This window comes from Corynebacterium vitaeruminis (assembly GCF_001054325.1).
Lineage (GTDB): Bacteria > Actinomycetota > Actinomycetes > Mycobacteriales > Mycobacteriaceae > Corynebacterium > Corynebacterium vitaeruminis_A.
In genome coordinates this window covers 70,837-84,638 of the sequence record NZ_JVVM01000020.1, presented here as the reverse complement: position 1 = coordinate 84,638, position 13,802 = coordinate 70,837, and the positions used below count along the sequence as shown (strand labels likewise).

Annotated in this window: 12 protein-coding genes and 1 tRNA gene; 5 read left to right on the top strand and 8 right to left on the bottom strand. The window is 59.4% G+C overall.

The window, feature by feature from the left end; all coding sequences use genetic code 11:
• Position 1 precedes the first annotated feature (1 nt).
• Entirely contained in the window at positions 2-2,026 is a 2,025-nt protein-coding gene (locus ADA16_RS04595) for a TPM domain-containing protein (RefSeq protein WP_239659341.1), read from the bottom strand.
• Positions 2,027-2,054: 28 nt separating this feature from the next.
• On the opposite strand from ADA16_RS04595, the gene ADA16_RS04590 reads away from it, so the two are divergent.
• Complete coding sequence (locus ADA16_RS04590) at positions 2,055-3,347, top strand: deoxyguanosinetriphosphate triphosphohydrolase (RefSeq protein ID WP_048759588.1); 1,293 nt, start codon at positions 2,055-2,057, stop codon at positions 3,345-3,347.
• Between the two features lie 4 nt (positions 3,348-3,351).
• Here the strand turns inward: ADA16_RS04590 and ADA16_RS04585 are convergent, their stop codons facing one another.
• Positions 3,352-3,870 carry a ribonuclease domain-containing protein gene (locus tag ADA16_RS04585; protein ID WP_048759587.1) on the bottom strand — a complete coding sequence of 173 codons (519 nt, stop codon included), beginning with the start codon at positions 3,868-3,870 and terminating at the stop codon, positions 3,352-3,354.
• A gap of 119 nt (positions 3,871-3,989) precedes the next feature.
• On the opposite strand from ADA16_RS04585, the gene dnaG reads away from it, so the two are divergent.
• Entirely contained in the window at positions 3,990-5,921 is a 1,932-nt protein-coding gene (gene dnaG / locus ADA16_RS04580; RefSeq protein ID WP_082150664.1) for a DNA primase, read from the top strand.
• Positions 5,922-5,937: 16 nt separating this feature from the next.
• Here dnaG and ADA16_RS04575 read toward each other — a convergent pair whose 3' ends face one another.
• Positions 5,938-6,570: an MBL fold metallo-hydrolase gene (locus ADA16_RS04575; protein ID WP_048759586.1), complete on the bottom strand. Its 633-nt coding sequence runs from the start codon at positions 6,568-6,570 to the stop codon at positions 5,938-5,940.
• Positions 6,567-7,742, bottom strand: coding sequence for an S-(hydroxymethyl)mycothiol dehydrogenase (locus ADA16_RS04570; RefSeq protein ID WP_048759949.1), 1,176 nt, complete (start codon positions 7,740-7,742; stop codon positions 6,567-6,569). The genes ADA16_RS04575 and ADA16_RS04570 overlap by 4 nt, the downstream gene beginning before the upstream one ends.
• Before the next feature lie 282 nt (positions 7,743-8,024).
• Here ADA16_RS04570 and ADA16_RS04565 point away from each other — a divergent pair.
• A tRNA-Asn gene (locus ADA16_RS04565) sits at positions 8,025-8,099 on the top strand.
• Positions 8,100-8,723: 624 nt separating this feature from the next.
• Here ADA16_RS04565 and ADA16_RS04560 read toward each other — a convergent pair.
• From ADA16_RS04560 to ADA16_RS04545, 4 genes are all read right to left on the bottom strand, one after another.
• On the bottom strand, positions 8,724-9,137 hold the full coding sequence (locus ADA16_RS04560) for a hypothetical protein (protein WP_239659340.1): 414 nt from the start codon (positions 9,135-9,137) through the stop codon (positions 8,724-8,726).
• A gap of 55 nt (positions 9,138-9,192) precedes the next feature.
• Positions 9,193-9,777 carry a metallophosphoesterase gene (locus tag ADA16_RS04555; protein WP_161797584.1) on the bottom strand — a complete coding sequence of 195 codons (585 nt, stop codon included), beginning with the start codon at positions 9,775-9,777 and terminating at the stop codon, positions 9,193-9,195.
• 95 nt (positions 9,778-9,872) lie between these two features.
• Positions 9,873-10,586, bottom strand: a complete 714-nt coding sequence (locus ADA16_RS04550; RefSeq protein WP_048759583.1) for a LuxR C-terminal-related transcriptional regulator — start codon at positions 10,584-10,586, stop codon at positions 9,873-9,875.
• Complete coding sequence (locus tag ADA16_RS04545; RefSeq protein WP_082150652.1) at positions 10,586-11,377, bottom strand: sensor histidine kinase; 792 nt, start codon at positions 11,375-11,377, stop codon at positions 10,586-10,588. Before ADA16_RS04545 ends, ADA16_RS04550 begins: the two co-directional genes overlap by 1 nt.
• 126 nt (positions 11,378-11,503) lie before the next feature.
• On the opposite strand from ADA16_RS04545, the gene ADA16_RS04540 reads away from it, so the two are divergent.
• Together ADA16_RS04540 and ADA16_RS04535 are read left to right on the top strand one after the other, a co-directional pair.
• Positions 11,504-12,220, top strand: coding sequence for an ABC transporter ATP-binding protein (locus ADA16_RS04540; RefSeq protein ID WP_162837145.1), 717 nt, complete (start codon positions 11,504-11,506; stop codon positions 12,218-12,220).
• Between the two features lie 56 nt (positions 12,221-12,276).
• The gene (locus ADA16_RS04535) at positions 12,277-13,653 is read left to right on the top strand and encodes an FtsX-like permease family protein (protein WP_239659339.1); all 1,377 of its coding nucleotides are present in this window, start codon (positions 12,277-12,279) and stop codon (positions 13,651-13,653) included.
• The last annotated feature ends 149 nt before the right edge of the window (positions 13,654-13,802 follow it).

Sequence of the window (13,802 nt, the reverse complement as noted above, 5' to 3'; positions counted from 1 at the left end):
CCTAGAAACCCATGGTGCTGCCTGAGCCACCTGGCCGGCTCGACCCCCCGCCGAAACCTCCGACACTGCCACCAAAGCCACTGTTGTTGCTGAGCATGCTGCCCAGTACCATGCCGGCGATCATCGAGCCGTTGCTGCCGCCACCGCGGCGCTGATTCTGGTAGCGGCGGATGTCACGGCGAGCCAAGTCAGCCGCCTCGGCGGCGAGCTTGCGGGCACGGCGTGCGTAGGCCAGTGCCTTTCGGGGGTCATCATTGGCCAGACCCTGAGCAGAACCGTAAGCACGCTGCGCCTCTGCAAGGCGGGTGCGAGCCTCAGCCCCGACTACACGGCGACGGGTAGCAATCAGATCTGCTGCAGCGCGGATGTGATTGTCGGCATCCTGCATACTGTGCTGCAACGTGGCGGTGGCGCGGGCAAACGATGCGGCCTTGTCACGAGCGGAGTCCAGGGCTTCGTCGAGCAGCTCATCGGCATCGGTCAGCGAGGTCCAGGAACTCAGCGGATCTACTTCGGACTTGTTGGCCGCAACACCGAGTGCTTCACGGCCCGCTTCAATCGCAGCATTGAGGCGCTCGCGGTTGATTTTCGCACCCTGCGGGGCCGACATCAGGTGCGAGGCCTCATCGATCTCACCGCGAACCTCGGCGATAAGGGCAGACAGTCCAGCGACAGCGGCTTGAATATCGCTGTCGGCGTGTTCAATGGCGCTTAACAAGCTCTCTGCCTGTGTGAGTGCAAAGTCGGTGGCCGACAGTGCATCGATGAGACCAGCCTGCTCACCGGCGGGCAGGTCAGCCATGCGGCGAGCTTCAGCCATCGACTGGTCAGCCTGATTCAGGTGCTCCGTAGCCATGTCGACATTGTCAGTCACAGAGCTGAGCATCTGCGCGTCGTATCGTGCGCGCAGACTGTCGAGGATCTCGCTGGCACCCGGCATGCGAGAGCGCAGCTCGACGCTTCGCTGAGTGAGCTTCGAAATCGTCTCTTCGGCGTTCATCAGCTCTTGGCGGAGCTTCTGGAAGTTCGCAGCCTCGGCGTCGAGCTGATTATCGGCAACACCACAGGTAGAGATAATCTCCAGTAGGACACTGCGGCGCTCGATTTCGTCGGTGACGGAGCCGTCGTCAAGCTGTTGGCGAAGGGTGAATGCACGCTCGAGTGTGGACTGCGAGTGCTTCAGTGCGTTGTCGAAGCTGCGGATGCGCTCGGTACCGAATTCGGCGCGAGCGAGGTCGAGCTCGGTGCTGGCCTTGCGAATGGACTCATCAGTACTGACAATCTCATCGTGCGCAAGAACATCGAGCGAGCTGGTACTCAGCGAGTCCAGCGAAGAGACATCCTTGGGGTCGATGTTGCGGCCACGAGCAATCTCTTCCTCGTCCCGCTTCTTCTTGTTGCGACGGCTCACGGCCCAAGTGGTGCCACCGACAACGGCGGCACCACCGAGGCCGGCGCCGAGCGCCCACCCTCCGGCGGAGCCGCTGCCACCGCCTGCCTCGGCGATGGCAGCTTCACCCGCAGCCGCCCAGTTGTCGTCCTCTAACAGCTGTCCTTGAGCTGCGCTGTTGACGGCTTCTGCATTGCTGGGGAAGGAGTTGCCGACGAAAGCGCCGAGGTTACGGTCTTCCACGGCGACGACCAGGACACCGCGGTTGTCGGCAGCGCCGAGGTGCTCCCAGGCCTGCTGCGCCCATTGCTCGCCCTGGATACCGTCGAAGCTCTTGATATAAAACACCGAGAACAGGAGCCGCTTATCCGTCTTAAGTTGCTGAATCTGCTCCTTCAGGCGAGCCTCTTCGCCGCCGTTCAGCACACCTGCGAGATCGGCCACGTCACCGGAAACATCCGTCGGTGCCTCAGCGTGCGCCAGGGATGCTGACGGCGCGAGCGCTAGCAGCGATGCGGGCGCATGAACTGGCGACTGTGTTGGAAGCGCAGCTGTGATGAGCGGCATGCTCAGGCCGAGGAAAACACCCGATGCGGCAAGGTAAAGGGGGCGAAACACGCGATTCCTGTCAGACATATCTACAAGGATACGTAACAATAATTACGTGGCCGGTAAATTTTCGTATTCATCTTTTGAACTCGCTCGTATTGTCGAGGAGTCTCCGAAGCAGTCATTGCTGCCCGGGGTGCAGTCCTTGGAATCCCACCGGGCGGCGTTTGCACGAGATCGCGCTCGCGTCCTGCACTCCGCAGCGCTGCGCAGGCTGGCTGACAAAACCCAGGTTGTGGGGCCGGGGGAGGGTGACACTCCGCGCACACGCCTGACTCACTCGCTGGAGGTCGCGCAGATTTCCCGTGGAATCGCCAGCGAACTCGGTGCAGATGAGGATCTCGCAGAGTTGGCCGGCCTGACGCATGACATCGGGCATCCGCCGTATGGCCACAACGGTGAGCGCGCTCTTAACGAGATTGCTGCCGGGTGCGGTGGGTTTGAGGGCAATGCGCAGACGCTGCGTATTCTCACTCGTCTGGAGCCGAAAGTACTCGATGGTACAGGTGAGCCCTGTGGACTCAATCTCACGCGGGCGGCGCTCGATGCCGCTTGTAAGTACCCGTGGACACCGATGGGTCCCGATGGTCAGCTGCGCCACAAGTACGGTGCTTACCAGGAAGATGCCGCGATTCTGCAGTGGATTCGCCAAGGCGTGCCGCACGGCAAGCAGTGTCTTGAGGCGCAGATTATGGACTGGTCTGACGATGTCGCCTATTCTGTCCACGATGTCGAGGATGGCATCGTCTCCGGTCGCATTAACCTAGGGGTTCTGTGGGACACCGTGGAGCTGGCCGCGCTCGCTGACAAGGGCGCTGCCGCATTTGGTGGCGATCCAGCGGAGCTTGTCGAAGCTGCCGGGCGTCTTGCCAGCTTGCCGGTGGTCTCCGCTGCGGCATCCTACGATGGTTCGCTGCGTTCGCTGGTCGCGCTGAAACGTATGACCTCGGAGCTGGTTGGCCGTTTCGTCACCGCTTCCGTCGCGGGTACGCGTGCTGCCTCCGGATCGACGCTTCCGCTCGGGCGTTACGACGCGGACCTCGCCGTGCCCAGCTCGATTCTGGCGGAGGTCACCATGCTGAAGACCATCGCCGTGCTGTATGTGATGGATCTTCCGCGTCATGTTCGCCGTCAGGAGCGAGAGCGCGATCGCCTTTTCCGGGTGGCTGAGTATCTGCACGAGGGGGCTCCGGGAACGCTTGATCCGATGTTCCAGTGGCTCTACTCTCGCGCGGAGAGTGACCAGGCGCGCCTACGAGTAATCGTTGATCAGCTGGCGTCTATGACGGAATCGCGTGTTGCACGACTCGATCGCCATATCGCCGGTGTAGCCGCAGCGTGGGGATAGTTGTCTAGTCCTCCGCGTCTGGAATTTCGCAGAAGCTCTCGTAGTGGTCGTCGGTGTAGTACCAGACATCCGGGTCATTTTCGGTTCCGCCGCCGACAACAATGCGACGTGCACCGCGGCTGGAATTGCCCGGGGTGGTCACGGTGTATTCGCGGTAGTAGTCACCGCGCTGCCTCGGCAGGCGTCCCTCGTAGTTGCCGAAGTGCTTGCCGTCGTGCTGCGAGTAGATATGGTCCTGGTCGGTCAGGATGCGGTCGATAACATCGTCGGCCTCCTGCGGCAGGGTATCTACTGCGCAGGTGGCACCCTTGGCACCATCCTTGTTGCTGCCCGAGCTGGGTCCAGGTTTGGGATTCGACTTCGTGTTGGGGGCAGTGGAACTCTGCGATTCGGAATTCTGCGACCCCTGTGAGCCCTCGGATGCCGTCGAGTTCTGATCTCCGCCATCGAGCCCGAGATAACTTCCAGCCAGCACCAGGGCGGCAGCGCCCACGCCGCTCGCAATCTTCTTCCACTCAGCCATGGCTAGTATCTTTCCATATCTGTCGCCACCGGCACGTTATAGGTTGGGCGCGGGCGGCTCGTCGGCAAGCGAAACCTCCACGGCGGAGCCGATTGGACGGGTTGGGTAAGGTTATTTTCATGGCTAGGGGAAGAATTCCGGACTCCGATATCGCGGCGATCCGCGAGCGGACTCCGATTGAGGAGATCGTTGCGGAATACGTGAACCTCAAACCGGCTGGCGCGGATTCTCTGAAAGGGCTTTCGCCTTTTAAGGACGAGCGCACGCCGTCGTTCCACGTTCGCCCCAATCATGGCTACTACCACTGCTTTTCCACCGGCAAGGGCGGTGATGTCTTCAGCTTCCTCATGGAGATGGAACACCTGTCTTTCCCGGAGGCCGTCGAGGCTTGCGCAGAGAAGATTGGCTTCCACATTAACTATGAGGGCGGTGGCACGGGCCGTCGCGAGGAACCGGGAACCCGCCAGCGTCTCATCGCCGCAAACCGCGAGGCGCAGAAGTTCTACCGCGAACAGTTCACCACTCCTGCGGCAGCGCCTGCGCGCGAGTTTCTGGAAAACCGTGGCTTCACCGCCGAGCACGCGGCCCAGTTCGGCTGTGGCTACTCGCCGGCGGGCTGGGACACCCTGACCAAGCACCTGCAGCGCCTGGGCTTTAGCTTCGAGGAGCTGGACAAGGCGGGTCTTTCCAAGATGGGGCGTATGGGGCCGATTGATCGTTTCCACCGCCGACTCATGTGGCCGATTCGCAATATGTCCGGCGATGTCATCGGCTTCGGTGCCCGCAAGCTTTTCGACGATGACAACCTGGGCAAGTACATGAACACGCCCGAGACCATGCTGTACAAGAAGTCCAAGGTGCTCTTCGGCCTGGATCTGGCCAAGAAGGATATTGCCGCTGGTCATCAGGCTGTGATTGTGGAGGGGTACACCGACGTCATGGCCATGCACGCCTCGGGCGTGACCACAGCCGTCGCGTCCTGTGGTACCGCTTTCGGTGAGGAACACCTCCAGCTGCTGCGCCGGCTCATGCTCGATGACAACTTCTTCCGCGGCGAGCTCATCTACACCTTCGACGGCGACGAGGCAGGGCAGAAAGCCGCCATGCGCGCCTTCGAGGGCGAGCAGAATTTCACCGGCCAGTCCTACGTCGCGGTCGCGCCGGACGGCATGGATCCGTGCGATCTGCGTCAGAAGAAGGGCGAGGCCGCAGTGCGCGACCTCGTCGCTTCACGACGACCATTGATCGAATTCGTCCTCCGCACACTTCTGGCCGACTATGACCTGACCACCGCTAATGGCAGGGTCTCCGGGCTGCGCCGCGTGGTGCCTGTCCTGGCTCAGCTCAAGGACGCGGCGTTGCGCGATGAGTATGCCCGCGAAGTGGCCGGCTGGATCGGCTGGAATGATGAGGCCGAGCTGGTGCAGCGCGTCCGCGAGGAGGCCAGTCGGCCACAGAGCGAAAAGCGCACGCCCTACCAGCGTCGCCAAGAAGAGGCCCGTGCCCGTGAAGAGGCGGAGGAAGCGCGGCGCCGGCGCAACCCGGCACTGCCGTATCCAAATCCGCGGGACCCTGTGCTTTATGCGCAGCGTGAGGCCCTCAAGCTGGCAATTCAGGAGCCCGCCACCACCGGTCCGGTATTCGATGCGCTCGCACCTGAGACCTTTGGACATCCGACCTACCGAGCGGTATTCGATGCCATCATGGCTGCAGGTGGTGCCTGCGGGGAAGCGGCCACGCAGCCACATAGCTGGGCGACCGCGATTATGGATCGGGCGCGGGAGGACGTCGTCAAGCATCTCGTGACTGAGCTGGGTGTGGAGCAAATCGCCGTCGATGCAGAGACGCTGCGCCCGTATGCACAGGCGATTCTGGCGCGGTTGCAGGAAGTGTGGGTCGGGGACCAGATTGCACAGCTGAAAGCGATGCTCTCGCGGATGCGCCCCTCAGACGACGAAACCGCCTACAACTCGCTGTTCGCGGACCTGCTCGCGATGGAGCAGTACCGCCGCGAACTGCAAGCAGAGGCGGTCAAGGTCGTGTTTGAGTAGAGGCTAGCAGTAACAGCTAGTAGCCGTGGCGAATCCACTCTTCCAAGTGCGGAGCCTCGCGCCCAATCGTCGTGTGGTCGCCATGACCCGTGCGGACAGTCGTTTCCGCAGGCAGAGTCAGCAGGTTATCGCGGATGGAGTTAATGATCGTGTCGAAATCCGAGTAGGACCGACCGGTCGCTCCAGGACCGCCGGAAAACAGCGTGTCACCCGAGAACAGCTCCGCGGCCTCCGGCACATACAGGCAGCACGAACCAGGGGAGTGGCCTGGAGTATTAATAATGACAACCTCCGTGCCTGCAATCTCCAGGCGCTGACCGTGTGCGAGGTCCTCGTGCGCCAGGTTCGGCCAGGACTGCTCCCAAAGCATCTGGTCGCCCGGGTGGACCAGCAGGGGAGCGTCGAGCTTTTCCTGCAGCTCAGGTGCCACAGTGATGTGGTCGTTGTGTGCGTGGGTGCACACGATGGCCTTTACCTTGCGACCATCCACCGCATCAATAATCGGCTGTGCCTCATGCGCCGCATCGATGACAATGACCTCACGGTCATCGCCGAGCACCCATACGTTGTTATCGACGTCCCACGTACCACCATCGAGCGAGAAGGTGCCCGACGTGAGAACGTGGTCGACCCTCAAATCCTTGTTCACAGCGTCACCACCGATCGCAGTACCTTACCGGCCTTCATAGTTTCGAAGGCCTCATCAACATCCTCAATGCTAATGCGCTCCGTCACGAAGCCCTCCAATGGCAGGCGGTTCTGCAACGACAGATCTACCAGCATCGGGAAGTCGCGCTCCGGCAGGCAGTCGCCGTACCAGGACGACTTCAGCGCACCACCGCGGCTAAACACATCCGCCAGCGGGATGTCCAGCTCCATCGTCGGCGCCGGAACACCGACCAGAACAACACGTCCAGCCAGGTCACGGGCGTAGAACGCCTGCTTGTAGGTTTCCGGACGGCCGACCGCATCAATCACGACGTCAGCACCGAAACCGTCGGTCAGCTCACGCACTCGCTTAACGACGGGATCCTCTTCCCCGGTGCCCTTATCGCTCTTAGCCAGCTCCGCAGAGTTAATGGTCTCGGTCGCGCCGAACTCGCGGGCGGTGTCGAGCTTCTCGTCCGAGATATCGATGGCAATAATCGTGCTAGCGCCAGCCAGCTTGGCGCCGGCGATAGCGGCGGTACCAACGCCACCGCAGCCGATGACGGCTACTGATTCACCGCGCTTGACCTCGCCGGTGTTGATGGCCGCACCGATGCCGGCCATGACGCCGCAGCCAAGCAGGCCCGCAACGGCCGGGTCGGCTGCCGAATCCACCTTGGTGCACTGGCCCTCGTGGACGAGGGTGGCATCCGCAAAAGCGCCGATTCCAAGTGCTGGGGTGAGGACGGTGCCGTCGGCAAGCGTCATGGGCTTGGAGGCGTTGAAAGTGCTAAAGCAGTACTGTGGCTCACCACGCTTACAGGCACGGCACTCGCCACAGACAGCGCGCCAATTGAGGACGACGAAATCGCCGACGGCAATATGCGTGACCTCTTCGCCAACCTCGGAGACCACGCCTGCTGCCTCGTGGCCGAGGAAGAACGGGTACTCGTCGGTGATGTCGCCGTCTCGGTAAGCCAGGTCTGTATGGCACACGCCGCAGGCCTGGATGTCGACAATGACATCGTTCGGGCCCGGGGTCGGGATGTGGATATCAGTAAGTTCTACCGGTGCGCCTTTTTCGCGTGCGATAACGCCGCGAACAACGCGTGCGGTTTGCTCGGTGTTTTCGGGTTGTTCGGTTTTGTTTGTTCCGTTGGTTTGTTCAGACATATGCCCCATCGTAAGAATGCTGTGCGGGAAGTGCATGATGGAAAGCGTTTTCAGTACGGCGGTACGGCGGTGTCAAATGTGGGTTGCTTGAGGCTGCATGGGTTGCGCAGATTGCATGGCTCCAAGAACTCACAACGATGTCATGGCCGATGGGTATAAGATGCTTAAATTAACCTTTGACCTGGCGATTTGTGAGTTTCAAGGGGTCTGGGTAAAGTATCTATCCGTCGCAAGGAACGGCGCGGCCAAAGTTTGGTTTAGCTGGTTCTGTGCGGTGGATATTCCTCCATAGCTCAATGGCAGAGCATTCGACTGTTAATCGAAGGGTTGCTGGTTCGAGTCCAGCTGGAGGAGCCATTACGCCAGGTCAGAGAGTTTTTCTCTGGCCTGGTTTTTTTATTCGCAGTGTTAATCGACTAAAAAATCATTAAATATTCGGGCCAAAGGACAAAATTCGTGTCTTTCCCCGACGCGCCCCAGCTGGTTATTGAGGGTTGGGCCGTGAGAGTGAGCGGTCTATTTTCTATTCCACCACTTATGGCCAAGTTTCGGGGTCTTGTCGATGGTGTCGGGGTCTTGTCGATGGTTTTTCGGCACTTATGCGCACGGTATTGGCCGGGTCTCTCACATGTCGATGAGGTATTCACTTATGGCCACGCTCCAGCGCATCGATAGGTGAATACCTTGGCCACAAGTCGCTGGAGTCTTGGGCCAGAGCGCTGGAGCCGAAAGCTTGCCACTTACTTGCCACTTATGCGGGGGTTCTAGAATCCCAATAGCGCAATGACAAGTGAAGAGGAGCCATCACGGCATCGCGGCAGCACGCCACGTATGGCTCGACAGTAACGTTTGGGTCCGTATACGCGACCATATGTACACATTTGCGCCACAGGTCACTTTTGAGCCATAAGTGGGGGAGGAACTTGGCCATATGCGCCGAGTTTCGAAAATCGACCACACCCGGGTCAGCGCTAGAACACGTTACAGCTGGTCCGGCGGCCAGGGCTTCCCGTCAGGGAAGTACCGGTCAAACTTCCAGCCCAGGCGGAAGGGAAGCACATACTTCCGTGGACAGTTGTTTGCTTCCCACATCGTCTTCGGCCTAGTTGCCCTCTCAGCTTCTTCTCGGTCGGTGTACACCCCATGACAGATAGGGTCCCAAAAGTCGCTATCGGTGATTTCAAGAGTAGGGGTGCCGCTAAAAACTCCGTAGAGGAGCTGGTCGCGGCTCTCGACTTCGATCTCAAAATCTTCCCAGGTGCCCATCATTCCGCCGGGTTGCGCGCGCCACCAGTTGTCGATTTCGAGGGCGGTTTCTTCGGATTCGACAAAGCCGCCTAGAGGTTCAGTGTTATCGGGGTAGCGCGGGTAAACGACGCAGACAGTGATTTTCATAGACATGACTACACCTAGAAGTTAGTGGGGACGGGCGCAATGACCGTCGTAAAGCTTAGACCTGATCCAGCAGATCCCAGAGCTTCGAGCTGTGGATAATGCGCAGGTCGTGGGCCTCGGGTGCGACATTGACGTGGCCCGGCATGAGCGCTACGGGTGAATGGGTGTGGCCGTGGATGATGCCAGTCCAGCGATTCGCATGTGGAGCCCAACGGACGGCATTCTTGGAAGCGGTGCGATTCATCAGCGCGGGGTAGTGATTGAACAGGTAGGCCTCCTTCTTGCGCCTGATTTGCAGATTCAGGCTGATGAGGTCGAAAACTTCCTGGTAGCGGCTCATCCATTCCATCTGCACCGCCGGCTGAAACTTGGGGTGGACTTGGTCGTGGTTGCCCGGAGTCAGAATCAAAGTGAGGTCGCGGGCAGCTTTGACCTCGGTCAGTTTCTCCAGCGCGTAGGCGTCTTCGTGGACTGAAATATCGCCAAGGCAGATGAAGGTCGAGCCCGATGGCAGATCCCAGAGCTGGCGGAGAATGGCATCGTCATGCTCGGTGGTGGTCGCGAAACCGCGGAGCTCAGAGACTAACTGGTGGCCAAGGTGGAGGTCGCTGGAGATGTAAAAGTCTTCTTGATCAAACACGTTCTTATCCTGTTTACGCCGGGCTTTTTCTAGGGCCTTACCCAAGCCTTTTCCTGGGCCTTTACCTAAGGCGATTCTATCTTGACCCGAAGTCGCTAAATCTGCCCCGACGTCGCCGTGAGAAATTCCAAAATTGCCCGCACACGGCGGTTTTCCTCGCCGGGCTCCAGGTGCAGCTTCATAAAGATGTTGGACACGTGTTTCGCCACTGCCGCCCCGGACAACACGAGGTCATCGGCAATCTGCTTATTGGACTTGCCACGTGCCATCAGCTCCAGCACTTCGCGTTCGCGGGCCGTCAAACTGGCAAGCCCCGATTTGCCGGACTGCATCAATGCCGTCGCCACATCAGGGTCAATCACCACGCCACCACCGGCGACGACTTCGAGCGAACCCAAGAAGTCCAGCACTTGGCCAACGCGGTCTTTGAGCAAGTACCCGGTCCCGCCACTCGAGCTGTTGCCACTCGAACCGACCCCAGTACCAACCCCAGCACCTCCCGGCGAGAACAACTCACGCGCATACGCCGGCGCCACATACTGCGACAACACCATCACATTCAGCTGCGGATAACGCTCGCGGAGTTCCACCGCGGCCCGCAGGCCGTCGTCACTCATCTTCGGTGGCATGCGCACATCGGTAATCACCAGATCTGGCAGCTCTCCCGTGTCATCAAAACGGTCATCGATGTCCGCCACCAGGCCGTGGGCAGTGTCGACCATCGCAATCACTTCATGTCCGCGCTTTTCGACGAGCCCCGCGACTCCTTCCCGCAGGAGTGCCGAGTCATCCGCAATGACAATTTTCATTATTTCGCTGCACCTTTCTTCTCCACGCTTTCCATATCCATGCCTTCTATTTCTCCAATGCCCGATTCCCAGCGGTTCAACATCAAGGGAATTCTGGCTATTACCTGCGTTGGCCCGCCTTCGGGAGAGTGCATGGTCATCGCACCGTCAAAAGTGGCCAGGCGCTCTTTCATGCCCCGCAATCCGCGCCCCAATTTTGCCCCGCCAGGGCCTTGGTCGGTAATTGAAATATTAAGTGTCTGATCTGAGGTGAGCAGCACAGAAACAGGAGCATTCGGCGCATATTTTGCTGCATTAGTCAGCACTTCTGCACAGAAAAAATATGCCGCGGCAAGCACACTTTCCTCCAGTTCCGGCAGGGGATAGGGAGTGTGCACAACCACGTGAGGGCCATATCCTTCAGCAATTTCCTCAACAGCCGCTTGCAGTCCGCGATCGCGCAATACCTGCGGATGGATGCCATGGACTGTTCGCCGCAAGGCCCGCAGGCCATCCTCCAAATGGCCGCGAGTTTCCGCCAGGAGCTGCATTAGTTCCTCATTGTCCGTATTGGAGGCCTCTAACTCCGCAAGCCCCAACTTCATTGAAGCCGCAACAATGTATTGCTGAGCTCCGTCATGGAGGTCGTTTTCAATGCGGCGACGTTCAATCTCGAAGGCTTCGGCAATTGTTCGTCGTGAAGCGGTAAGTTCGGCGATGCGAGCGGCGGCGGATTCCTCGTAGCTGCGTTTATGCGCCTTTTCGCGGCGGTTCGCGCCGACATATTTGCGGAAATAATCCTTCAGCTCCATAGTTTCCCATGGTACGAAAGCTCTGTGCGCGGAGGAATTATTTTCCGGCATGGTAGACCTAGCACTACCGCAAAAGGAAAGTGGGCACGGTGTTGAAATCGTCTCCGTGCGAGTGAAATGAGTGCCATGACAGAGAACAACAGCCCAAGAAACGCACGACTTTGTATCCGTGACATCACTAAGTCCTACAATTCCGCCCCCGTTCTCACCGGTATTTCGCTGAATATTGAGCCCGGCGAAACCGTTGCAGTCATGGGACCGTCCGGCTCTGGTAAGTCCACGCTGCTGCACTGCATGTCCGGCGTGTTGCTGCCGGACGACGGCGACGTCATCTTCGGTGACACCAAGATCAATTCGCTTTCCGACGCCGACCGCTCCGCCCTCCGCCTACACGACTTCGGCTTCGTTTTCCAGGATGGCCAGCTCCTGCCCGAGCTGACGGCACGGGAAAACGTCGCTCTGCCAATGATTCTGCAGGGTAAGAAGCGCTCGAAGTCGCTGGCGCTTGCCGACGATGTCCTCAGCCGCTTGGGGCTACAAGACCTCACGCGCCGCCGCCCAGGACAGATGTCCGGCGGTCAAGCGCAACGTGTGGCTATTGCCCGCGCGATGGCCGGTGAGCCAGGTGTCATCTTCGCCGATGAGCCGACTGGCGCACTGGACCAGTCCACAGGCCATGAGGTCATGCAGCAGCTCACCGCGTTGGTGGAGCAGACTGGAACGACATTGGTGATGGTCACTCACGATGTGAAGGTGGCGGACTGGTGCCGTCGGCGTGTGGAAATCCGCGATGGCCTGATTCACGACGACCGCATGCTGGCAGGATCGGAGGTTGCAAAGTGAGCCCTGTAACTGAAGCAACGAAACCTCAGAGAATTCCTACCAGTGCACTAGCGGACTTGAGCACGCGGCTGCAGCGCGCCGGGCGCGAATCGCATTCGGGAAACGGCTGGTTATCTGCACTGTCCGTGGCGGCTATGACCGTGAGTACCTGGTTGGCGTTGGTCGTCGTCGGTGGCACGGCGATGTTTTACCGCCGTATGCAGGCTGAGCCACCGTTGCCGCCAAACCCCACACCCGAGGATTACATGAATCAAGGTCAGGGCGAGCTGTACCTGCAGCTGGCACTGGTGGCCTGCGTTTTTGTAATCCCGGCAATGGTTTCGCTCGTGGCACAGTCGGCGGTGCTTGGCGCTGCAGGGCGGGAGCAGCGGTTGGCAACTCTGCGCTTGATTGGTCTCTCCAACGGGGCAGTTACGCGCATGGTGATTATCGAAACCCTCGTATTGGCGGCTGTTGGGCTTGTGGTGGGCACGTTCTTGTCAATTGCCACCGCGCCATTCTGGGCGATAATCAAGTTCGACAATGATTATCTGGATACCTGGGACATGTTGCTGCCCTGGTGGGGCTACCCGCTGGTCTGGGTTGCCGTGGTGCTCCTCGCGCTCTTTGCTGCTGTGGTTGGTATGCGAAGGGTGATGATTTCGCCGCTTGGTGTTACCCGCAAGGAAGTGCCCAAGTCGATGAAGGCATGGCGCATGATTGTGGCCGTTGTTATCGGTGCGGGTGTGCTGTATGTGGTTGGCAACTCCAATATCGCGGGTGGAACCCTCTCGACCATCATTGGTGTCGCGGCGATGATGTACCTGATGGTCTGGGCAGTTGGTCTGGTAGCGCCTTTCTTTATTCAGCTGGTGGCTGGTATCGGCAGCTTCTTCGGTACTTCGAGCGACTTTGTGGCCATGCGACGAGTAGCCACTAACGCTAAGGAATCGTGGCGTCGAGGAAGTTCCATGACGTTCTTATCACTGCTGCTCGGGTTCACAATGATGGTGCCTAGCGAAGACAAGATTGAAGAAGTCGCAGACGCCACACTCGCGCATGATATTGCAACAGGTGTGACTATTACCTTCGTAATCGGCTTCATTCTGCTGCTGGTATCGACTGTGCTGACTCAGGCCTCAGCTGTCTATGAAGAAGCATCGCTGACAAAGGCGCTGGATTTCATCGGTACGCCAATCACCTTCCACCGCACGGTCACTTTTAAGCAGACGTTCTTCCCCATGCTTGTGACCAGCATCTTCGGCTTTGCCATGGGTGCGCTGTTGGGGGCGTTCATGTTCGGTCCGGTCGCGAACGAAATCACTTTTGGTCAACGCTCACTCGTTGTTGCGCTGGCGTACGTCTTGGGAGTTTTGGCAGTTGGCGCTGTGACCTTGGCTGTCGATCCACTGCGCCGCAAGCTGCTGGGACGCCAGATTCGCTTGAATGACTAGTCGTGCTTTAGGCCGGTGTTAGGGCTGGTATTGGAAGCTTGGGCTTGGGAGGGGAGGGGAGCAGCGGTCGGCAGCGCCGGGGGGGGGACAACTTCCTTAGGGTTCAACTTGAGGATTAGAGCCTGTAACCAACTGTGGTTCAGCTGATA

Coding starts and splice junctions, on each gene's coding strand:
- ADA16_RS04595 (WP_239659341.1), bottom strand. CDS start 2,026: ATGTCTGACAGGAATCGCGTGTTTCGCCCCCTTTACCTTGCCGCATCG.
- ADA16_RS04585 (WP_048759587.1), bottom strand. CDS start 3,870: ATGGCTGAGTGGAAGAAGATTGCGAGCGGCGTGGGCGCTGCCGCCCTG.
- dnaG (WP_082150664.1), top strand. CDS start 3,990: ATGGCTAGGGGAAGAATTCCGGACTCCGATATCGCGGCGATCCGCGAG.
- ADA16_RS04570 (WP_048759949.1), bottom strand. CDS start 7,742: ATGTCTGAACAAACCAACGGAACAAACAAAACCGAACAACCCGAAAAC.
- ADA16_RS04560 (WP_239659340.1), bottom strand. CDS start 9,137: ATGAAAATCACTGTCTGCGTCGTTTACCCGCGCTACCCCGATAACACT.
- ADA16_RS04550 (WP_048759583.1), bottom strand. CDS start 10,586: ATGAAAATTGTCATTGCGGATGACTCGGCACTCCTGCGGGAAGGAGTC.
- ADA16_RS04545 (WP_082150652.1), bottom strand. CDS start 11,377: ATGGAGCTGAAGGATTATTTCCGCAAATATGTCGGCGCGAACCGCCGC.
- ADA16_RS04540 (WP_162837145.1), top strand. CDS start 11,504: ATGACAGAGAACAACAGCCCAAGAAACGCACGACTTTGTATCCGTGAC.